The organism is Rhizobium sp. CFBP 8752 (assembly GCF_014842035.1).
Lineage (GTDB): Bacteria > Pseudomonadota > Alphaproteobacteria > Rhizobiales > Rhizobiaceae > Neorhizobium > Neorhizobium soli.
In genome coordinates, this window is the sequence record NZ_JACYUZ010000001.1 from 2059887 (window position 1) to 2078904 (window position 19018).

The following is a 19018-nucleotide window of genomic DNA, read 5'->3' on the forward strand; positions in this document are numbered from 1 at the left end:
CGCCTGATTTAATGTGATATTATCAAAGCCCGCAAACAGTATTTTGGTTGTGCCCCACGGTCAAGCGCCCCCGGGCCAAGCATCTGTTCGGCATTGATTATTTCATAATATGGCTCAGGTTTTCAGCCGGCATCACCAGCGGATCAGGACGGCCCCCCAGGTGAAGCCGCCACCCATGGCTTCCAGCATCACAAGATCGCCCTTTTTGATGCGACCGTCGGCACAGGCGACTGAAAGCGCAAGCGGGATCGATGCCGCCGACGTGTTGCCGTGAATGTCGACGGTGACGACGACTTTCTCGGTGGGAATGTTGAGCTTCTTGGCAGATCCATCAATGATACGACGGTTGGCCTGGTGCGGTACCAGCCAGTCGATATCCTCGGCAGTCGTGCCGGTCGCCTCGAATGCGTCCTCGATCACGTCGGTGATCATAGCCACCGCATGCTTGAAGACCTCACGGCCTTCCATCTTCAGGTGCCCGACCGTGCCGGTCGTCGATGGGCCGCCATCGACGTAGAGCTTGTCCTTGTGGGATCCGTCCGAGCGCAGATGCGCCGTCAGGATACCGCGGTCGGCAATCGTGCCCTCGCCTTCCTGAGCCTCCAGCACAACGGCGCCGGCGCCATCGCCGAACAGCACGCAGGTGGTGCGGTCGTTCCAGTCCAGAATGCGGGAAAAGGTTTCGGCGCCGATCACCAGCGCGCGCTTGGCAAGCCCGCCACGCAGGTGGAGGTCTGCCGTCGTCATCGCGTAAACGAAGCCGCTGCAGACCGCCTGCATGTCGAAAGCGTAGCCATGCTTCATGCCGAGCCGGTTCTGGATCTCGACGGCGGTCGCGGGAAAGGTGTTGTTCGGCGTCGAAGTCGCCAGAAGGACCAGATCGATGTCGTCAGGTGTCAGGCCAGCATTATCGAGCGCTGCCCGCGCCGCCTTCTCACCGAGCGATGCCGTCGTTTCGTCGTCGCCGGCGATGTACCGCTGGGTGATGCCGGTGCGCTGGACGATCCACTCGTCCGACGTGTCGACCATCGTCTCCAGCTCGCGATTGGTGACGACCCGTTTCGGGAGCGCTGCCCCGTAACCGCGAACAACTGATCGAATCATAGTCAAATCACATCCTAACGTCATGCGGCTTCAGGGCCGGCCGGCGGCAGGCGTCTGGCATGATAAATCTTCAAATCCTGCGAAATTTTGGCGTTGAGGTCATTTCGCGCCATGTCGTAGCCGACTGCGATGGCGGCTGCGATGCCTTCGGCGTTGGCGCTACCGTGACTCTTGATCACAATACCGTTGAGGCCGAGAAAGACGCCGCCATTGACCTTGTTCGGGTCCATCTTCTCGCGCAGTCGATCGAATGCAGGCTTGGCCAGCAGATAGCCGATCCGGGCAAGAAGCGTGCGCGACATGGATTCGCGCAGAAGCGTGGCGATCTGGCGCGCAGTTCCCTCGGCGGTCTTCAGAGCGATATTGCCGGTAAAGCCTTCGGTCACCACAACGTCGACAGTGCCCCTGCCGATGTCGTCGCCCTCGACGAAGCCGTGATAGGAGAGGTGCGGAAGGTTGGCTTCGCGGATCAGGCGACCGGCTTCCTTCACCTCTTCCTGACCCTTGACCTCTTCGACACCGACATTGAGAAGGCCGACGGTCGGGCAATCGACTTCAAACAGGGCCCGCGCCATGGCGCCGCCCATCAGCGCGAAATCGAGCAGCTGCTGGCTGTCAGCGCCGATCGTCGCGCCGATGTCGAGGACGATGCTTTCGCCCTTCAAGGTTGGCCAGATGCCTGCAATCGCAGGGCGTTCGATACTCGCCAATGTGCGAAGACAGAATTTCGACATCGCCATCAGCGCACCGGTATTGCCGGCGGACACAACGACATCGGCTTCGCCAAGCTTCACGGCTTCGATGGAACGCCACATGGTCGAGACATAGCGACCACGGCGTAGCGCCGCACTCGGCTTCTCGTCCATGGCAACGGCCAGTTCGCACGCGTGGAACACGGACCGCTCGCGCAGTTTCGGATAGCGTGCAAGCCACGGCTCGCATTCGGCTTTCAGTCCGTAGAGGAGAAAACTGACGTCGGGATGGCGTTCGAGCGCCTTCGCGGCGCCCGCCATGACAACCTCGGGGCCAAAGTCGCCACCCATGGCGTCAATCGAAATTCTGATCACGCGTCCCTGATCCTTGTTTTAACCGGCCGCACGCGCCTGCAACGAATGCCTGCGCCGACTTTTGCTTCTTCAGTGGGCACGCTCATGCGCCGCCCTGCCGGCGAAATCGTGGCCAAAATATAGGTTTTGTTTCTGCTTACAACCGGTCTCAGTCTTTTTTCCAATCCTTGAGCGCGGCAAACGGATTGGGTTTGGTCGCCGGATCGTTCGGGTCGCTCTCGATATGGTCCTTGAAATCGATGCCCGGCCTGCGCGGATAAGGGTCTATCGCCAGTGCCACGAACTCGGCAACGACCTCGCCCGCATCGATCGTATCGCCGACAAACATTTCCGGCAGGTCCGGACCATCAGGATCGACCACCATCTCGGCGCTTTCGGCAGTGACGACGCGCGCAAGCTTGGATCCCTCAGGCACGAAGACCTGATCGAAATCTTCTGAAATGGTCGACGACACCGGATCGAGCGTCACCACGCAGGCCTGGGTGACGGCGGCCTTGACGTGGCCCTTGAGGCGCACGCCGTCCTTCTTCCAGCGGGCAATGTAGATTTCCGCCTTCAACGAATTGACCGATACGACGTCCCAGAGAACGGCCAAGCCCTTCAGCTCGTTTTCATCGGCTTCAACAGTGACAGTGACGGGATTGGCCGAAATGTTTCCGACCTTCACAGGATAGGAGAACGAAGGCTTGCCGCCTTTGGCCTTGCTGGGTTCTTGATCGCGTTTCATTGTTCCTCGCCTTCCCGAACCGGCTGCGGCACGACCAGCAGCCCACGGGAAATCGTATCTTCTGAGACCGCTGACATAGCGGTTTCGGTGGTTGTCATCCAGTGCGCAAGTGCGCTCATGTCTTGTATATCGGTGGCTTTAGGATGGATATTACGGTGCAGCGCTGCGGCAAGCGCGGTCTCGTCGCCGCTGTCGAGAGCTGCGGCATAGGTTTCGAGCCGACCGTAGAACATGCCCGCGAGCTTCTTCATCCGCTTCGGAACCCCCTGGTCGCCGATGCCGAGCTCGCGAATCGAATGGTCGATATCCTGAAAGAAGGCATCGACGATCTCCTGCGCCAGTTCCTGCCCGCTCGCCCCCGACTTCGCGGTCCGGCGAAAAAACAGGATCATCACGATGGACAGCATTTCAAACCGGCCCATCACGGTGTCGGGTACGCCGAAATCCTCGTAGAAGACGGGGATGCGCGCTGCCGACGTCAGGGCGTAGTATTGCCGGTTGACGATGGTCTGATTGCTGTTTTTCTTTTTGAACAGGCCGAATATCATCGTGTTTCCTGCATTTGCCTTCATGTTTGCGTCATGGTCGAAGCTGGCGATGTTGCATGCAAACGAAAGCTGGTTTACCGAAGCAGGCACGAATTGCAATGCATTCGCCATCGGCGGGCTTCGGTTCGGCTATCCGGAAGCGGCAGTCAGCTGTCCCCGGAATAGCCACAATGGTATGAGCAGCAGAGTAACCGGCTTCCGCCGGCACATCGACATGTGGGGGATACCGTTGAAGAAGCGGGTTTTCGGATACGAAATGAAAGCGTTGAGCAAAACGGCGGCGGCCCTTGTCGTTGCATCGATTGCAGTTTCCGGCTGCACATCCATGGAAATCGGCGACACGATGTACAACGGCTATGTCGTTGACCAGCAGTCGCTGAACCTGATCCCTGTCGGTTCAAGCCGCGAGCAGGTGATCCTGACCATGGGTACACCGTCGACGACCGCGACCTTCGATACGGAAGTGTTCTATTACATTTCCCAGAAGCGCCACCGTCGGGCAGCCTTCATGAAGCCGCAGATCGTCGAGCAGAGCGTGCTTGCCATCTATTTCGACAAGAACGGCGTGGTCGCACAGCGCGCCAACTACGCACTTCAGGACGGCAAGGTGTTCGACACGATCTCGCGCACGACGCCAACCGGCGGCCGCGACCTTACCTTCCTGCAGCAGCTTCTGTCGGGTGGTTCCGGAGCAGCAAGCGGCGGTGCCGGCCAGATCCGCAACATGCTGCAGAGCATGGGCAACTAACAAGCGCATTTCCGAATATCAAAAAGCCCGCGATACCAATGGTACCGCGGGCTTTCTTTTGTCTGTGTGAGACCTGGTTCTAGTGGGCGAGAACCGCCAGCAGCAGAAGGGCGACGATGTTGGTGATCTTGATCGCCGGGTTGACGGCAGGGCCTGCCGTATCCTTGTAGGGGTCACCCACCGTATCGCCTGTCACCGAAGCCTTGTGGGCTTCGGATCCCTTCATGTGGCGGGTGCCGTCCTTATCGACGAAACCGTCCTCGAAGCTCTTCTTGGCATTGTCCCAGGCGCCGCCGCCCGAGGTCATCGAGATCGCGACGAACAGGCCGTTGATGATGACGCCGAGAAGCGAGGCACCGAGCGCTGCAAAGGCGGACGCCTTGTCGCCGCCCGAGACGAGAAGCACGCCGAAATAGACGAAGATCGGCGCGAGAACCGGGAGCAGCGAGGGCACGATCATTTCGCGAATCGCAGCCTTGGTCAGGATATCGACCGCGCGGCCGTAGTCGGGCTTTTCCGTTCCTTGCATGATGCCGGGCTTTTCGCGGAACTGCCGGCGAACTTCCTCGACAATCGAGCTTGCCGCCTTGCCGACCGCCGTCATGGCGATGCCGCCGAACAGATACGGGATGAGACCGCCAAACAGCAGGCCCGCCACCACATACGGATTCGACAGGCTGAACGAGATCTGGCCTACCCCCTGGAAGTACGGATATTTATCGGCGTTTGCCACGAAGTACTGGAGATCGTTGGCATAGGCCGCAAACAGCACCAGTGCGCCGAGACCGGCTGAGCCGATCGCGTAGCCCTTGGTGACGGCCTTGGTCGTATTGCCGACGGCATCCAGAGCATCCGTGGCTTTCCGAACATCCGGCGGCAGATGCGCCATTTCGGCAATGCCGCCGGCATTGTCGGTGACAGGGCCGAAGGCATCGAGTGCCACGATCATGCCGGCAAGGCCGAGCATGGCGGTGACCGCGATGCCTGTGCCGAACAGTCCGGCGAGCTGATAGGTGGAGATGATGCCGCCAACGATGACGAGTGCCGGCAGTGCGGTCGATTCCAGCGAGACGGCCAGTCCCTGGATGACGTTGGTGCCGTGGCCCGTGACGGAAGCCTGGGCGATGGAATTGACCGGCCGCTTGTTGGTGCCGGTATAGTATTCGGTGATGACAACGATCAGCGCTGTCACGACCAGCCCGACGAGGCCGCAGGCAAACAGTCTCGCGCCGGTGATGTCCATGCCGGCAACCGTGCCGATCGTTCCCCAGCCGATGGTGATCGAGGTCGCGATCGCAAGTCCGACAATGGACAGCAGCCCCGTCACGATCAGGCCCTTGTAGAGGGCGCCCATGATCGAGCCGTTGGTGCCGAGCTTGACGAAGAACGTGCCGACGATCGAGGTGATGATGCAGGTGCCGCAGATCACCAGCGGATAGAGCATCGCCTGGTCGATGACGGCGCTGCCTGCAAAGAAGATTGCGGCGAGCACCATGGTCGCGACGACCGAGACCGCGTAGGTTTCGAACAGGTCGGCCGCCATGCCGGCGCAATCGCCGACATTGTCGCCCACATTGTCGGCGATCGTTGCCGGGTTGCGTGGATCGTCTTCCGGAATACCGGCTTCCACCTTGCCGACGAGATCGCCGCCGACATCGGCGCCTTTGGTGAAGATGCCGCCGCCGAGGCGCGCGAAGATCGAGATCAGCGAGGCGCCGAAGCCGAGTGCCACAAGGGCATCGATCACTTCGCGTGAACCGACCGCATGGCCAAGCACAGTTGTCAGGATGAAAAAGTAGATGGACACGCCGAGCAGTGCGAGGCCCGCGACAAGCATGCCGGTGATGGCGCCAGACTTGAAGGCAATGTCGAGACCTGCCGCCAGACTATGGGATGCCGCCTGCGCCGTGCGCACATTGGCCCGCACCGACACGTGCATGCCGATGAAGCCGGCAGCGCCCGAGAGAACGGCGCCGATGATGAAGCCGATGGCTGCCGTGCCAGACAGAAGAAACCATGTGAGACCCGCAACCAGCACCCCGACGATGGCGATGGTCATATACTGGCGCGACAGGTACGCCTGTGCGCCTTCGCGGATATAACCGGCGATCTCCTGCATCCGCTGATTGCCTTGATCGGCGGCAAGTACGGAACGCGTGGCCCATGCAGCATAAATGATCGACAGCAGACCGCAGACGATCACACCTAGAATTACAGTCATGCGAATTTTCCTCTCCCTGACCGGCTGCGGCCGATGCCGCCCCGGCATTCTGCACCCTCCAGCAACGGCTTTCCCCTCCCAAGGAACGCAGCTGTTGCCATGCGCGGGTGAGATTGCGGTGAGGAACAACCGCCGTCAAGCGCTACGACGGTAATAGAACCGGGTCAGTTGGCTTTTGCGACGGGCCTGCGCAGCATCAGCGCCAGAATGAGAAGAAGGCAGAAGATCGCGACCGGCCAGATCACCAGGTTGATGAATAACCAGCCCCAGGTGACGAACACCTTGCCCGAGGAGAAGGAGGACAGTGCCACCGTGCCGAAGAGGACGATGTCGTGAAACCCCTGCACCTTGTCGGCCTCCTGCGGGCGATAGCTGGAGGCGACGATCGTGGTCGAGCCGATGAAACCGAAATTCCAGCCTATCCCGAGGAGAACCAGCGCCAGCCAGAAATTCCACAATTCCACGCCCATATGGGCAACGATCGCGCAGCCCATCAGCGTGACGAGGCCGGCGGCGACCACTTTTTCCGCGCCGAAGCGGGTGATCAGCATGCCGGTGAAAAAGCTTGGGCCGAACATGGCGAGCACATGCCACTGGATGCCGAGCGCCGCCAGTTCTGTCGGAAAGCCGCAGCCGATCACCATGGCGAGCGGCGCACCAGTCATCACGAAGGTCATCAGCGCGTAGGTGCAGATACCGCAGACCATGCCGGTCATGAACCGCTGCGTCACGACGATTTCCCGCAGCGACCGTGCCGGCGGCTGCTGGGTTGAGAGCGACGCATCCGCCTTGGTCGGAAGACGCAGGAAGGCCATGATGCAGATACCGGCAAGGCAGAGCGGGATCAGCATCAGGAACGCACCGGCGAAGGTCACCGGCGCCAGCCAATCCTTTGCGGCGATGGAGAGCTGCGGTCCGACGATCGCCGAGACGATACCGGCCCCGAGGATCCAGGAGATGGCTCGCGGCTTATAGGCTTTGGGAGAAATATCGGCAGCGGCGAAGCGGATCTTCTGGGTGAAACCGGCGCAGGACCCTACCAGCAGCAGCGCGAAGGCAAACAGCCAGAAATCACCGCGAAACAGCGCAATTGCCGCAAGCCCGCCGCCGATCGCGCCGAGCATGCCGCCCGACATGAAGGCCGCCTTGCGACCGAGGAATTTTGACGCGATGGCGATGAGCACCGCACCGACGGCGGTGCCGAGATTGAACGCGGTGATCGGCGCTGTCGCGAGTGACTTGTCGTCGCCCAAGAGCTGGTAGCCGGCAAGAGCGCCGATCGACACGGTCAGAGGTGTGGCAGACCCCAGGATGGCCTGGGTGCCTGCGAGCAGAAAGACGCTGCGGCGGGCGGTGCTCAAGTCAATTCTTTGACGCTCGACCGCTTCGTCCATCTGATGCTCTTTCCGGGATGTTACTTCTTCGCGTCGCCGCGGATTTGCTTGGCAATGCGGTCGAGAACCGCATTGACGACCTTCGGCTCGTCTTCCTCGAAGAACGCGCGAGCAATTTCGACATACTCGGTGACGATGACGGCCACCGGGACATCCTTGCGCTCGACGATCTCGAACGTTCCGGCACGCAGGATGGCGCGCAGGGTCGAATCGATCCGCGACAGCAGCCAGTCCTCCTGGAGCGCCGAGCGGATCAGCGGGTCGATCTTGTCCTGATCGCGCACGACGCCGGCAACGATAGAGCGGAACCAGGAGGCGTCCGCCTTGAGATAGGTATCGCCATCGAGTTCCTGGCCGAGGCGATGGGCCTCATATTCGGCCACGACCTCGAGAACGCCGGTGCCGCCGACATCCATCTGATACAGAGCCTGGACGGCTGCCAAACGCGCCGCGCCACGCTGATTTGCCGGCTTGACCGGATGCTCGCCTTCTTTCGACATTCTATCAACCACCATTCAGCTTTTCGCGCAGCGCGATCATGGTGAGACACGCACGGGCCGCAAAGCCGCCCTTGTCCTTTTCGGACCGCTTGATACGCACCCAGGCCTGTTCATCGTTCTCGACGGTCATGATGCCGTTGCCGATCGCCAGTGATTCCGAGACCGCGAGATCCATCAGCGCGCGCGAGGATTCGTTCGAGACGATGTCGAAATGATATGTTTCGCCGCGGATGACCATGCCGAGCGCGACAAAACCGTCATAGGTCGTGCCGTCCTGATCGCCGGCGTCGAGCGCCATGGCGATCGCCGGCGGAATTTCGAGGGCTCCCGGAACCGTCACCACGTCGTAGGTCGCACCCGCATCCTTGAGAGCGGTCGTTGCGCCATCGAGCAGCGCGTCCGCCATGTCGTCATAAAACCGTGCTTCCACGATCAGGATGTGAGGTGCGTGTTCTTGCGGCATGATTTCACCTTGGTTACATCGGCGCGTTGGGCGACAGGCCGAATAGTCGGCGGTCAAAACATGCCCGGCCGGGAATGGCAAGTGGTTTTCGCTGAACGCTGCGTTGCAGGGCGCGAATACCTATTCTGCAACGCCATCGGGGCGGAACAGGAGGAGCGCAGCTTGCCCGCTGCCGGCTGTTTCCGCATATCGTCGGGTCAGCCTCAGCCTGTCGGGAACTGGGCCAGCCTTGCTGCGTAGCGGGCCATCGTATCGACTTCGAAATTGACGAAATCGCCGGCCTGGCGATCGCCCCATGTGGTGACGCCCAGCGTGTGCCTGATCAGCAGCACGTCGAAATCGGTGCCATCGACCGAGTTGACGGTCAGCGATGTGCCATCGAGCGCAACCGATCCCTTCGGCGCGACGAAGCGGGCGAGGCTTTCCGGCGCCCGAAGGCGAATGCGGACTGCTTCGCCTTCGGAGGTCACGGACAGGATCTCCGCCTTGCCGTCGACATGGCCGGAGACGATATGGCCGCCCAGTTCGTCGCCGATCTTCAGCGCCCGCTCCAGATTGACGCGGGTACCGGATGTCCAGCCAGCGATCGTTGTCAGCCGCAGCGCTTCTTCCCAGGCTTCCACCTCGAACCAGCGCTCATTGCTGCCGTCCTCGGGCAAGTTGGTCACGGTCAGGCAAACGCCGCCATGGGCGATCGAGGCACCCATCGCGATCGTCTTCGGATCGTAGCTGGTGGCGATACGGAGCTTGACGCCCTCGTCCATCGGGGTCGTCGCCGCTACGGTTCCGACATCGGTGACAATTCCGGTAAACATCGACGACCTCTATGACTGCTCAATTTTCTGGAAATCGTAGGAACGGTCGGGACCGAACGTATCCTCACGAACCAGCTGGAAACCCTCCGGCATATCGGATGGCGACAGAGGCGATTCAAGACCGCCCTCGCCCACCATCGTCGGCCCCTGCGACAGCACGATCCGATCGACGAGGCCGGCATCCAGAAAGGCCTTGCCAACCGTTGCGCCGCCTTCGACGAATAGAAGGGAAATTCCGCGTGTCGCCAACTGGTCGAGAAGTGCTGCGAGATCGCCTGCCTCGATCACATCGACACCTGCGGCCAGAAGTTTTTCGCGCTTTTCGGACTCTTGCGAGACCGGCACGCAGGCCACGATCACAGGCACGTCGCGGGCAGACTTCACCAGAAGGCTGTCGAGCGGCAGTTCGAGACGGCGGTCTAGAATAATGCGGACGGGCGATCTGTCGCTCATCTCGGGAAGCCGGACCGTCAGTTGCGGATCGTCGGAACGGACGGTTCCCATACCAACCAGGATCGCATCGCTTTCGGCGCGCATGACATGCACCTGGGCACGGGCGAGCGGCCCGGTGATCAGCACTTCCTCGCCACGGCGTCCCAGCATTCCGTCGGCCGAGACGGCTAGCTTGAGCGTGACGTAAGGGCGGTGGCGGATCTGGCGGGAGAGATAACCGGCGAGCGCGCGCTTGCCGTCATCTTCCATCAGGCCAAGCTCGGTCGCGATGCCGGCATCGTGCAGGATCTTCAATCCCTGACCGGAGACGCGCGGATCGGGATCGGCGACGCTGACGACAACGCGGGAAACACCGGCCGCCACGAGCGCATTGGCGCAGGGCGGGGTCTTGCCGTGATGGGCGCAAGGTTCCAGCGTCACATAGGCGGTCGCCCCCCTCGCCTTCTCGCCGGCAACGGCGAGCGCGCGGGCTTCCGCATGTGGTCGGCCATCGCGGGCCGTAACCGCTGCACCAACAATGGCACCATCCCTGACGAGCACGCAGCCGACCGATGGATTGGTCATGGTCTGGCCTTCATGCCAGCGCGAAAGCCTCAGCGCTGCGGCCATGAACCTCTGGTCGTCGGCCTCCGACATGGCGTCAGGACTCCAGCCCGGGATCGCGGGCAATCTTGGCGTTGATCTCGGATATCACTTTCTCGAAGTCCTCCGCATGGGAGAAGTCGCGATAGACGGATGCGTAGCGCACGAAGGCAACGTCATCGAGGCTTTTCAGCGATTCGAGCACCTGCAGGCCGATCTCTTCGGAGGAGATTTCGCTCTCGCCCGAGCTTTCGAGGCGCCGGACGATGCCGGAGACGGCGCGCTCGATGCGGTCGGGATCGACCGGCCGCTTGCGCAGCGCGATCTGGAACGACCGCACCAGCTTGTTGCGGTCGAACGGTACCTTGCGGCCAGTCTTCTTCGACACCAGCAGCTCGCGCAACTGCACGCGCTCGAATGTCGTGAAGCGACCGCCGCAGTCAGGGCAAATGCGCCGCCGCCTTATGGAGGTGAAATCCTCGGCCGGACGCGAGTCCTTGACCTGGGTATCTTCCGAACCGCAATAGGGGCAGCGCATCGCTTTTCCTTAGAGGTATGGGTACATCGGGAAGCGATTGGTGAGCGTCATCACCTTGTCGCGGACACCCGCTTCCACCACCGCATTGCCCTCGTCCGAATTGGCAGTCTTCAGGCCGTCAAGCAGTTCGACGATCAGATTGCCGATTTCGGTGAACTCGGCTTCCTTGAAACCGCGCGTCGTTCCGGCCGGCGTGCCGAGACGGATACCGGACGTGACGAATGGCTTTTCAGGATCGAACGGAATGCCGTTCTTGTTGCAGGTGATATAGCCGCGGCCAAGTGCTGCTTCAGCCCGCTTTCCGGTCGCGTTCTTCTTGCGCAGATCGACCAGCATCAGGTGGTTGTCGGTGCCGCCGGAGACGATGTCGAGACCGCCTGCCACCAGCGTTTCCGACAGGGCCTTGGCGTTCTTGACGATCTGAGCCGCGTAATCCTGGAATTCAGGTTGCAGCGCTTCGCCGAAGGCCACCGCCTTTGCGGCAATGACATGCATCAGCGGGCCGCCCTGCAGGCCAGGGAAGACAGCCGAGTTGAATTTCTTCGCCAGATCCTCGTCATTGGTAAGGATCATGCCGCCGCGCGGTCCGCGCAGCGACTTGTGGGTCGTGGTGGTCGCGACATGGCAGTGCGGGAACGGCGACGGATGCTGGTTGCCGGCAACGAGACCGGCGATATGCGCCATGTCGACCATGAGATAGGCACCGACTTCGTCGGCGATCTCGCGGAAACGCTTCCAGTCCCAGGTGCGGGAATAGGCCGTGCCGCCGGCGATGATCAGCTTCGGCTTGGTCGTGCGGGCCTTCTCAGCCACGGCATCCATATCGAGAAGGTTGTCGCCTTCACGAACGCCGTAGGACACGACGTTGAACCACTTGCCGGACATGTTGACCGGCGAGCCGTGGGTCAGGTGCCCCCCCGAGTTGAGATCGAGGCCCATGAACGTGTCGCCCGGCTGCAGCAGCGCCAGGAACACGGCCTGGTTCATCTGCGAACCGGAATTGGGCTGGACATTGGCGAAGTTCACACCGAACAGCTTTTTGGCACGTTCGATGGCAAGTTCTTCGGCGATGTCGACGAACTGGCAGCCGCCGTAGTAGCGCTTGCCCGGATAGCCCTCGGCATACTTGTTGGTCATGATCGAGCCCTGGGCTTCGAGCACGGCACGCGACACGATGTTTTCCGAGGCGATCAGTTCGATCTCATGGCGCTGACGGCCAAGTTCCTTCTCGATCGCGCCGAAAATATCCGGATCGGATTCGGCCAGCGGGCGGGAGAAGAATGCTTCGGTATTGGACATGTGCGAGGCTCCTCGAAGGGTGGCAGGCGATGTGACGCGTCTTAGCCTTCCCTTCCGATCAGGGCAATACACGGAGCGACATTTGCACGTCCAACTCCGTTTCGAGACACGGCAAAAGGCCGCACCACCCTTTTGGGCGATGCGGCCTTTCAATCGACTTCGTCGTTCGTCAGCGACGTCCTGCTTATTGCGGCAGGAGATCCTGTTCGGTGATCGCACCGGAGGCACGCTCCACGCCGGTCGTGGTCTGCAGAGCCAGTTCCTGGTTGCCGTCGCGCTGGTAGATGTCGTCGCGGAACTGGACGACCTGGTCCTTTGCCGACCATGCCGTGACATAGACGATATAGACCGGAACTTCCTGGCTGAGCTTGATCGGGTTGTTCTGGCGAGCAGCGATAACCCGTTCGATTTCCTGACGCGACCAGCCGGGCGTGTCACGCAGCAGCCAGGTCACGAGATCGCGCACGTTCTGGATACGCATGCAGCCCGAGGACTCAAAGCGCATCAGCTTGTTGAACAGGCCCTGCTGGGGCGTGTCGTGCATGTATTCGTTGTTCGGGTTGTGGAAGTTGATCTTCGTCGAGGACATCGCGTTGATCTTGCCCGGATCCTGGCGGAACATGAAGTTCGGCGCCTTGGGGGCATTCCAATCCACGGTTTCCGGCGACACTTCCTGGCCACGACCGTCGATCAGACGGATGTTGTTGCGCGTCAGGTAGGTCGGGTCCTTGCGCATCAACGGCACGATGTCCTTTTCGACGATCGAGCGCGGTGCGGTCCAGTAAGGATTGAGGATGACTTCGTAGATCTTCGAATTGATCGCATGGGTCGGGCGGTCGATACGGCCGACGACCGCATTGGTGCGCAGCGCCACGCGATCGTTCTCGACCGCTTCCACATAGGCCGCCGGGATGTTGACCATGACGTAACGCGAACCGAGATCACCGGACATCGACTGCAGGCGAACCCGGTTGGTTTCGAGCTGCATCAGACGTGTCTGGGCCGGAACGTTCATCGCCTTGACGCTGAATTCGCCAAGCACGCCATCTGCCGGCAGGCCGTGACGGGCCTGGAAGCGCTTGACCGCACCGTCGACATTGCTGTCGAACGAGCTGGACATGCCTGCGGACTGATCGAGATCGCCGGCGATCATCAGGCGACGGCGCAGGTTCTGCACAGACGGATCAACGACGCCGAGCTGCAGGCGCACGGACGAATTGACATCGGGCCAGCCACCTGCAGAAACGATCTGCTGATAGAAGGCAATTGCCTGCTGAATGTTTGCCGGGCCTTCGGAACCAAGGATCGGATTGTTGGAGACGACACCGACGGCCGAGCGCGAACCACGCGCATCGAACTGGTCATCCCAGTTGCCACGACGAGGCGCGGTCATGATGCCATCGAGCGTCGACTGCGCCAAAGCCGGCGCGGCCAGAACGGCGGCACCCACGGAGACGGCCGAACGCAACATGGCGCGGCGGGAAAGCAATTCCGATCCGATCTTTTTCGACATCATCCTGTCCATCTGGTCCCAGAGGCTTCAAAACAAAAGCGCTACAGGGATATGGTTAATAAACGCGCAAAATTCCGCGGCTGGGCTGCTGGAAATGCTCGGGGGGCCATCTGGAGTAGCACGAGTTTCCCGAACCTGTTCAAGCATGGCGGTCCCATAGCAATATGGCCAATTCGTGTCAGTTGCCGCAGCGTCACAAAGCCGTGTGAAAGCGTGACTTTTCGGCCTCCTTCGAGTTACTTAACGGGAAATGTGGCACGCGCGAACTCGAAGCCATTTCGGGAGGTTGGGAGTGCGCTGTGGAGCGAGAGAACGCTGCGTTCCGGTGTTCTTAAAGAGCCTGCATCAGGCGACCATGACAAAGGACATCTGGAGCTCTGAAACAGGATCGGCGGAGCGTATTGCTACGCTCCGCCCGATATGTGTGTCGTGCCACTGCATGACTGGAGGAAATGCAGGCGCCGACAGTTGTCTTTGCCGTGCCGCCGTCGCGCCTCCGGTGGTTCAGGAGCGCGGCGCGGCGATGGCAGATATTACATGCGGTAAGCGATGCTGTCGTTCCAGAAACGGTCGAGGCGCTGCAGCAGCTTGTTCATCTGCGAGAACTCGCCCTCGCCGATGCCGCCGACCTTTTCGATCGAGCCGACGTGGCGATCATAGAGCTTGGCGACGGTTTCTGCGACTTCCTGGCCTTCCTTGGTCAGGCTGATGCGGACCGAGCGGCGGTCGATGCGCGAACGCTGGTGGTTGATGAAACCGAGGTCGACCAGCTTCTTGACGTTGTAGGAAACGTTGGAGCCGAGATAGTAACCGCGCGAGCGCAGTTCACCGGCAGTGAGTTCCGAGTTGCCGATGTTGAAGAGGAGAAGTGCCTGGATGGCGTTGACGTCGTCGCGACCCTGGCGGTCGAACTCGTCCTTGATGACGTCGAGCAGGCGGCGGTGAAGACGCTCTACCAGGTGGAGCGATTCCATATAAAGCGAACGGATCGGGTCTTCGTTGATGTCTGCTGCGACCGGTGCCTGCGGCTTCATTTTCGTGTTCATCATGACTGCCTCACTGTTTTGCTTGGCGGTGTGTTTGTTTATTCCCGCCTTGAGACAGACACTAACGAAAGCGCATAAAATTCGACTTAAAACAAAGGGTTAACAAAATCTTGCAGAAGTTTTTCCAATCGTCGGCAGTCTAGCTGCCTCCCCCTCACCCTTATTTCCGCCCTATTGAAATCAATGGGTTAGGTCGAAATTTCAGGCCAAATAAAGGCGCCAAAGCTTTAGGGTCAAGGTGAATCAATCCTTACCCGCTCCGCCTTGCGCCGCTCTTCCAGCCATAAAGAGAGCCGAAACACGCCGTAAATGGCGGCCACGAGGCCGTGCAGGATGGGCACAAGAGTGTTCCGTCCGAAGATTTCTGGCCAGACGAGATACATCAGCACCTGCGCGAACGCTGCGATAGTCCAGAGCACCGCGCCCCAGGACACAGTGAGCCACAAACCGAGCGAGGCAACCGGAAACAGAACGGCAAGCGAGGCCGCCGCCACTTTCCATGGCGGCGCCAGAAGATCGAAGCGCGCCATGCCGTGCAGCGAATAGCCGACCAGCATCGCCCAGTACTGGATGCCGAACCATAGGCAGGCAACCGCGATAATCCTGAGGAAGACGACGAAAAGGATTTCCGTCAGCGTGCGCTTGGGTACCGTGGGTGAATCAGATTCCATGCCTTCGATCATATCGGGAGACGTCGCGAGCCGCCAGCAGGCCGCATGGCAGCAATGCGCAGTAAGCCCCATTCATAAACAGTTTCTCGCGTGTTAGAGCGTTTGACCTGACACAAGCCTGCTCCGGCAGAATGTTTCAATCCAGCCAGGAAACGCTCTCGTCAGCAGCGAGCAATAAGAACGGAGTATCCGTCATGGACAAGACCCACCTCGTCGACCACGTCACCGGTCATCGCCGCATGCGGCGCAACCGCAAGGCAGACTGGACGCGACGCATGGTGCAGGAGAACCGGCTGACCGTGGACGACCTGATCTGGCCGATCTTCATCGTGCCCGGCACCGGCATCGTCGATCCGATCAAGTCGATGCCCGGGGTCAACCGGATGAGCGTCGACAAGGCGGTGGAAGCCATACGGGAAGCGGCCGATCTCGGCATTCCAGCTGTTGCGCCCTTCCCCGACATCGAGATGAACCTGCGCGATGAGACGGGATCAGCGATCCTCGATCCGAACAACCTCATCAACCAGTTCACCATCGCCGCGAAGAAAGCGGTGCCCAATATCGGCGTCATCACCGACGTGGCGCTCGATCCATTCACCAGCCATGGCCATGACGGCATCCTGCGTGAGGGCATCATCGTCAACGACGAGACGGTTGATCAGGTGATCAAGGCGGCGGTCCTGCAGGCGGATGCAGGTGCCGACATCATCGCGCCGTCCGAGATGATGGACGGTCGCATCGGCGCCATCCGCCGCGGGCTCGACGCTGCCGGTCACCAGGATGTCGGCATCATGTCCTATGCGACAAAGTTCTCCTCGGGATTTTACGGTCCGTACCGTGAGGCGATCAATACGAGCGGGCTCCTGAAGGGCGACAAGAACGCCTATTACATCTCGCCCGCCAACGGCACAGAAGCGATGCGCGACGCGGCACTCGACGTGGAAGAAGGCGCCGACATGCTGATGGTCAAGCCGGGCATCGCCTATCTCGACATCTGTTGGCGCGTGAAGGAAGCCTTCGGCCTGCCGACCTACGCCTATCAGGTCTCCGGCGAATATTCTCAGATCAAGGCGGCGGCGATGAACGGCTGGATCGACGGCGACCGGATCATGATGGAGACGCTGCTCTGCTTCAAGCGCGCCGGCTGCGACGGCATCCTGACCTACTTTGCGATCGAGGCCGCGAAGAAACTCGGCCGGGTTTAAAGCCTATGGTGGCAAACCTTGCTGTTGGGCTTGCCACCTCTTATATCGAGTTTGGTACAACTGGAGAACCACGCGAATGAGCTTCGAACCGAACCCGACCTATGCCGCACCGGACAATTGGCGCGCCTATAGCGGCGTTCTGTCACGCCGGATCTTCGCCTTTGTCATCGATTACCTGTTCGTTCTTCTGCTGTGCATCCCTGCAGCGGTGATCGTGTTCTTCTTGGGAATTCTGACGCTCGGGCTTGGCTTCATGCTCTATCCCGCGTTGTTCTTCATCGTCGCCCTCCTCTATTTCGGCCTGACGCTCGGTGGCGCCAGCCAGGGATCTCCGGGCATGCGCGCCATGGGGCTTGCCATGACACGGGTCGACGGGCGCCGGATGGATTTCCTGACTGCCATGGTTCACACGGTACTGTTCTGGGTGATCAATTCGGTACTGACGCCGCTGGTGCTCCTGGCCGGCCTGTTTATCGAGCGCTCGCGGCTGGTTCACGATCTCCTCCTCGGCACCGTCGTCGTCCGCAGGTCCTAAGACCGCAACAGTGATCCAGGGATTCGTCAACCGGCAAATGCGCCAGTTGACGTTTCCGCGTTATGCGCCATGCTAGGATCAGTAGCGCCACGAGCAAGACGACGGACCGGGCTGCACCTCCATGAACACACAGACAACGCCATCACCTCAGTTCTACCTGACGGCACCGGCGATTTGTCCGTATCTATCGGGTGAAATGGAACGCAAGGTGTTCACGCATCTCGTCGGTCCTCGCGCGGCGGAGATGAACGACCTATTGACCCAAGGCGGGTTTCGACGGTCCCAGAACATCGCCTACCGGCCAGCCTGCGAAGAGTGCCGTGCCTGCGTTTCTGTTCGAATCCTTGCAGGCGACTTCCAGCCGGCGAAGTCCATGAGGCGCGTTCTCGCGACCAACAGCGACATCATTGCGACCCTTGGTCCAGCGCAGCCGTCGACCGAACAGTTCTCCCTGTTCCGACGGTATCTCGACAGCCGTCACCAGCGCGGCGGGATGTCGGACATGTCCGCCCTCGACTACGCGATCATGGTCGAGGATTCGCACGTCAACACCCGAGTCATCGAATACCGCCGCCGCGAGCCGGGAGACGGTATCGCCGGCACGCCGAGGGGCGAATTGCTCGCCGTGGCGCTGACCGACATGATGAGCGACGGGCTGTCGATGGTCTATTCCTTCTTCAATCCCGATCTCGAAAAGCGCTCTCTCGGCACCTTCATGATCCTCGACCATATCAACCGCACGAAGACGCTCGGCCTGCCGCATGTCTATCTCGGCTACTGGGTGAAGGGGTCGCCCAAGATGGGCTACAAGACCCGCTACCAGCCTCAGGAACACCTGACGGCCCGCGGATGGGAACTTGCCGATCCGGCGCGCGACGTCTGACGCCCCCTCTCCCGACGGCATTGCAAATCGGCCATCCTCATGTTGTAACTCGCGTTGCAACACGAGGATACGCGCATGAAGACCACCATCCGCAAGATCGGCAATTCCGAAGGCATCATCATCCCGAAGGAGATTCTGGAGCGGATGGGGTTGCGCGCGGGAGATAATATCGATCTTAGCGAAGAAGCAGGGAAGCTGGTCTTGAAGCCGCTCGATGACGATTTCAACCGTCAGCTAGAGCATGCGGAGCGCTTCATGGACAGATACAAGGTTGCCCTCAAGAAGCTGGCCGAGTGATGGCCATCCAATTTCTTTCACGAGCGCTGGTTGAACGCCTCCACCTGCGCCAGATCGAAAGATTCGGTGGGGCTTATGGTTTGCGCGATGAGGGCGCGCTGGAATCTGCGCTGATGCTTGCCGTCAACAAGGTTGCATATGGATCGACAGACCTCATCGAGCTGGCGGTAGCGTATCTTTACGTTCTTGCAATGAACAATGCTTTTATCGACGGAAACAAGCGGATCGCGATCGTCTCAGCCGGTGTCTTCCTGATGGACAACGGGTATGCCATCGATACCGATGACGCCACGCTCTACCAATTCATCCTCTCCGTCGCAGCCGGCGAGATCGACGAGGATGGTGCAGCGCGGTTCCTTCGCGATCACACGGTCCCCTACCCCTGAACCGGTCCGCCCATCAGGGCGAA

21 protein-coding genes are annotated in these 19018 nt (G+C 60.6%); 6 read left to right on the plus strand and 15 right to left on the minus strand.

What is annotated here, in order from left to right:
- Nucleotides 1-132 precede the first annotated feature (132 nt).
- From IFT59_RS09940 to IFT59_RS09955, 4 genes are all read right to left on the minus strand, one after another.
- Nucleotides 133-1104, minus strand: a complete 972-nt coding sequence (locus IFT59_RS09940) for a beta-ketoacyl-ACP synthase III (protein WP_062453271.1) — start codon at nt 1102-1104, stop codon at nt 133-135.
- 20 nt (nt 1105-1124) lie between these two features.
- Nucleotides 1125-2171, minus strand: coding sequence for a phosphate acyltransferase PlsX (gene plsX, locus IFT59_RS09945; protein ID WP_062453272.1), 1047 nt, complete (start codon nt 2169-2171; stop codon nt 1125-1127).
- Between the two features lie 148 nt (nt 2172-2319).
- Nucleotides 2320-2898 (minus strand): YceD family protein, encoded by a 579-nt coding sequence (locus IFT59_RS09950; RefSeq protein WP_192086733.1) that lies wholly within the window; start codon nt 2896-2898, stop codon nt 2320-2322.
- The gene (locus IFT59_RS09955; protein ID WP_113167296.1) at nt 2895-3446 is read right to left on the minus strand and encodes a ubiquinol-cytochrome C chaperone family protein; all 552 of its coding nucleotides are present in this window, start codon (nt 3444-3446) and stop codon (nt 2895-2897) included. Before IFT59_RS09955 ends, IFT59_RS09950 begins: the two co-directional genes overlap by 4 nt.
- A gap of 223 nt (nt 3447-3669) precedes the next feature.
- Between IFT59_RS09955 and IFT59_RS09960 the strand changes: the two genes are divergently transcribed.
- Nucleotides 3670-4194: an outer membrane protein assembly factor BamE gene (locus IFT59_RS09960; protein ID WP_062454732.1), complete on the plus strand. Its 525-nt coding sequence runs from the start codon at nt 3670-3672 to the stop codon at nt 4192-4194.
- Nucleotides 4195-4273: 79 nt separating this feature from the next.
- Here the strand turns inward: IFT59_RS09960 and IFT59_RS09965 are convergent, their stop codons facing one another.
- From IFT59_RS09965 to IFT59_RS10015, 11 genes are all read right to left on the minus strand, one after another.
- The gene (locus IFT59_RS09965) at nt 4274-6415 is read right to left on the minus strand and encodes a sodium-translocating pyrophosphatase (protein ID WP_192086734.1); all 2142 of its coding nucleotides are present in this window, start codon (nt 6413-6415) and stop codon (nt 4274-4276) included.
- Nucleotides 6416-6579: 164 nt separating this feature from the next.
- Nucleotides 6580-7809 carry an MFS transporter gene (locus tag IFT59_RS09970; protein WP_192086735.1) on the minus strand — a complete coding sequence of 410 codons (1230 nt, stop codon included), beginning with the start codon at nt 7807-7809 and terminating at the stop codon, nt 6580-6582.
- 20 nt (nt 7810-7829) lie between these two features.
- A complete protein-coding gene (nusB, locus tag IFT59_RS09975; protein WP_062453277.1) occupies nt 7830-8309 on the minus strand; it encodes a transcription antitermination factor NusB in 480 nt (159 codons plus the stop codon).
- Between the two features lie 4 nt (nt 8310-8313).
- Nucleotides 8314-8772, minus strand: coding sequence for a 6,7-dimethyl-8-ribityllumazine synthase (gene ribH / locus IFT59_RS09980; protein WP_192086736.1), 459 nt, complete (start codon nt 8770-8772; stop codon nt 8314-8316).
- A 203-nt stretch (nt 8773-8975) separates the two neighbouring features.
- Nucleotides 8976-9587, minus strand: coding sequence for a riboflavin synthase (locus IFT59_RS09985; RefSeq protein ID WP_192076737.1), 612 nt, complete (start codon nt 9585-9587; stop codon nt 8976-8978).
- Between the two features lie 9 nt (nt 9588-9596).
- On the minus strand, nt 9597-10676 hold the full coding sequence (ribD, locus tag IFT59_RS09990; RefSeq protein WP_192086737.1) for a bifunctional diaminohydroxyphosphoribosylaminopyrimidine deaminase/5-amino-6-(5-phosphoribosylamino)uracil reductase RibD: 1080 nt from the start codon (nt 10674-10676) through the stop codon (nt 9597-9599).
- 4 nt (nt 10677-10680) lie between these two features.
- Nucleotides 10681-11160: a transcriptional regulator NrdR gene (gene nrdR, locus IFT59_RS09995; RefSeq protein WP_062453281.1), complete on the minus strand. Its 480-nt coding sequence runs from the start codon at nt 11158-11160 to the stop codon at nt 10681-10683.
- Nucleotides 11161-11169: 9 nt separating this feature from the next.
- The gene (gene glyA / locus IFT59_RS10000) at nt 11170-12459 is read right to left on the minus strand and encodes a serine hydroxymethyltransferase (RefSeq protein WP_192086738.1); all 1290 of its coding nucleotides are present in this window, start codon (nt 12457-12459) and stop codon (nt 11170-11172) included.
- Nucleotides 12460-12643: 184 nt separating this feature from the next.
- On the minus strand, nt 12644-13972 hold the full coding sequence (locus IFT59_RS10005; RefSeq protein ID WP_062454734.1) for a L,D-transpeptidase family protein: 1329 nt from the start codon (nt 13970-13972) through the stop codon (nt 12644-12646).
- 533 nt (nt 13973-14505) lie between these two features.
- Nucleotides 14506-15018, minus strand: a complete 513-nt coding sequence (gene ldtR / locus IFT59_RS10010; RefSeq protein WP_062454736.1) for a transcriptional regulator LdtR — start codon at nt 15016-15018, stop codon at nt 14506-14508.
- A 233-nt stretch (nt 15019-15251) separates the two neighbouring features.
- The gene (locus IFT59_RS10015; protein ID WP_192086739.1) at nt 15252-15689 is read right to left on the minus strand and encodes a DUF6163 family protein; all 438 of its coding nucleotides are present in this window, start codon (nt 15687-15689) and stop codon (nt 15252-15254) included.
- Nucleotides 15690-15883: 194 nt separating this feature from the next.
- Between IFT59_RS10015 and hemB the strand changes: the two genes are divergently transcribed.
- The 5 genes from hemB to IFT59_RS10040 all read left to right on the plus strand — a co-directional run bounded on the left by hemB (nt 15884) and on the right by IFT59_RS10040 (nt 18995).
- Nucleotides 15884-16894, plus strand: coding sequence for a porphobilinogen synthase (gene hemB, locus IFT59_RS10020; protein ID WP_244474015.1), 1011 nt, complete (start codon nt 15884-15886; stop codon nt 16892-16894).
- A gap of 76 nt (nt 16895-16970) precedes the next feature.
- Nucleotides 16971-17429 (plus strand): RDD family protein, encoded by a 459-nt coding sequence (locus IFT59_RS10025; protein WP_062453284.1) that lies wholly within the window; start codon nt 16971-16973, stop codon nt 17427-17429.
- A 121-nt stretch (nt 17430-17550) separates the two neighbouring features.
- Nucleotides 17551-18312 (plus strand): arginyltransferase, encoded by a 762-nt coding sequence (locus IFT59_RS10030; RefSeq protein ID WP_192086740.1) that lies wholly within the window; start codon nt 17551-17553, stop codon nt 18310-18312.
- 75 nt (nt 18313-18387) lie between these two features.
- Nucleotides 18388-18609 (plus strand): AbrB/MazE/SpoVT family DNA-binding domain-containing protein, encoded by a 222-nt coding sequence (locus IFT59_RS10035; RefSeq protein WP_062453286.1) that lies wholly within the window; start codon nt 18388-18390, stop codon nt 18607-18609.
- Complete coding sequence (locus tag IFT59_RS10040; protein ID WP_092661935.1) at nt 18609-18995, plus strand: type II toxin-antitoxin system death-on-curing family toxin; 387 nt, start codon at nt 18609-18611, stop codon at nt 18993-18995. The genes IFT59_RS10035 and IFT59_RS10040 overlap by 1 nt, the downstream gene beginning before the upstream one ends.
- Nucleotides 18996-19018: the final 23 nt, after the last annotated feature.

Excerpts from the sequence above, each read along its gene's own strand:
- IFT59_RS10015 (WP_192086739.1), bottom strand. The coding sequence starts at position 15,689 with ATGGAATCTGATTCACCCACGGTACCCAAGCGCACGCTGACGGAAATC.
- IFT59_RS09950 (WP_192086733.1), bottom strand. The coding sequence starts at position 2,898 with ATGAAACGCGATCAAGAACCCAGCAAGGCCAAAGGCGGCAAGCCTTCG.
- ribD (WP_192086737.1), bottom strand. The coding sequence starts at position 10,676 with ATGTCGGAGGCCGACGACCAGAGGTTCATGGCCGCAGCGCTGAGGCTT.
- IFT59_RS10035 (WP_062453286.1), top strand. The coding sequence starts at position 18,388 with ATGAAGACCACCATCCGCAAGATCGGCAATTCCGAAGGCATCATCATC.
- IFT59_RS09965 (WP_192086734.1), bottom strand. The coding sequence starts at position 6,415 with ATGACTGTAATTCTAGGTGTGATCGTCTGCGGTCTGCTGTCGATCATT.
- nrdR (WP_062453281.1), bottom strand. The coding sequence starts at position 11,160 with ATGCGCTGCCCCTATTGCGGTTCGGAAGATACCCAGGTCAAGGACTCG.
- IFT59_RS10005 (WP_062454734.1), bottom strand. The coding sequence starts at position 13,972 with ATGTCGAAAAAGATCGGATCGGAATTGCTTTCCCGCCGCGCCATGTTG.
- nusB (WP_062453277.1), bottom strand. The coding sequence starts at position 8,309 with ATGTCGAAAGAAGGCGAGCATCCGGTCAAGCCGGCAAATCAGCGTGGC.
- IFT59_RS09955 (WP_113167296.1), bottom strand. The coding sequence starts at position 3,446 with ATGATATTCGGCCTGTTCAAAAAGAAAAACAGCAATCAGACCATCGTC.
- IFT59_RS10025 (WP_062453284.1), top strand. The coding sequence starts at position 16,971 with ATGAGCTTCGAACCGAACCCGACCTATGCCGCACCGGACAATTGGCGC.
- IFT59_RS09970 (WP_192086735.1), bottom strand. The coding sequence starts at position 7,809 with ATGGACGAAGCGGTCGAGCGTCAAAGAATTGACTTGAGCACCGCCCGC.
- ribH (WP_192086736.1), bottom strand. The coding sequence starts at position 8,772 with ATGCCGCAAGAACACGCACCTCACATCCTGATCGTGGAAGCACGGTTT.
- IFT59_RS09940 (WP_062453271.1), bottom strand. The coding sequence starts at position 1,104 with ATGATTCGATCAGTTGTTCGCGGTTACGGGGCAGCGCTCCCGAAACGG.
- IFT59_RS10040 (WP_092661935.1), top strand. The coding sequence starts at position 18,609 with ATGGCCATCCAATTTCTTTCACGAGCGCTGGTTGAACGCCTCCACCTG.
- glyA (WP_192086738.1), bottom strand. The coding sequence starts at position 12,459 with ATGTCCAATACCGAAGCATTCTTCTCCCGCCCGCTGGCCGAATCCGAT.
- IFT59_RS09985 (WP_192076737.1), bottom strand. The coding sequence starts at position 9,587 with ATGTTTACCGGAATTGTCACCGATGTCGGAACCGTAGCGGCGACGACC.
- hemB (WP_244474015.1), top strand. The coding sequence starts at position 15,884 with ATGGACAAGACCCACCTCGTCGACCACGTCACCGGTCATCGCCGCATG.
- ldtR (WP_062454736.1), bottom strand. The coding sequence starts at position 15,018 with ATGAACACGAAAATGAAGCCGCAGGCACCGGTCGCAGCAGACATCAAC.
- IFT59_RS10030 (WP_192086740.1), top strand. The coding sequence starts at position 17,551 with ATGAACACACAGACAACGCCATCACCTCAGTTCTACCTGACGGCACCG.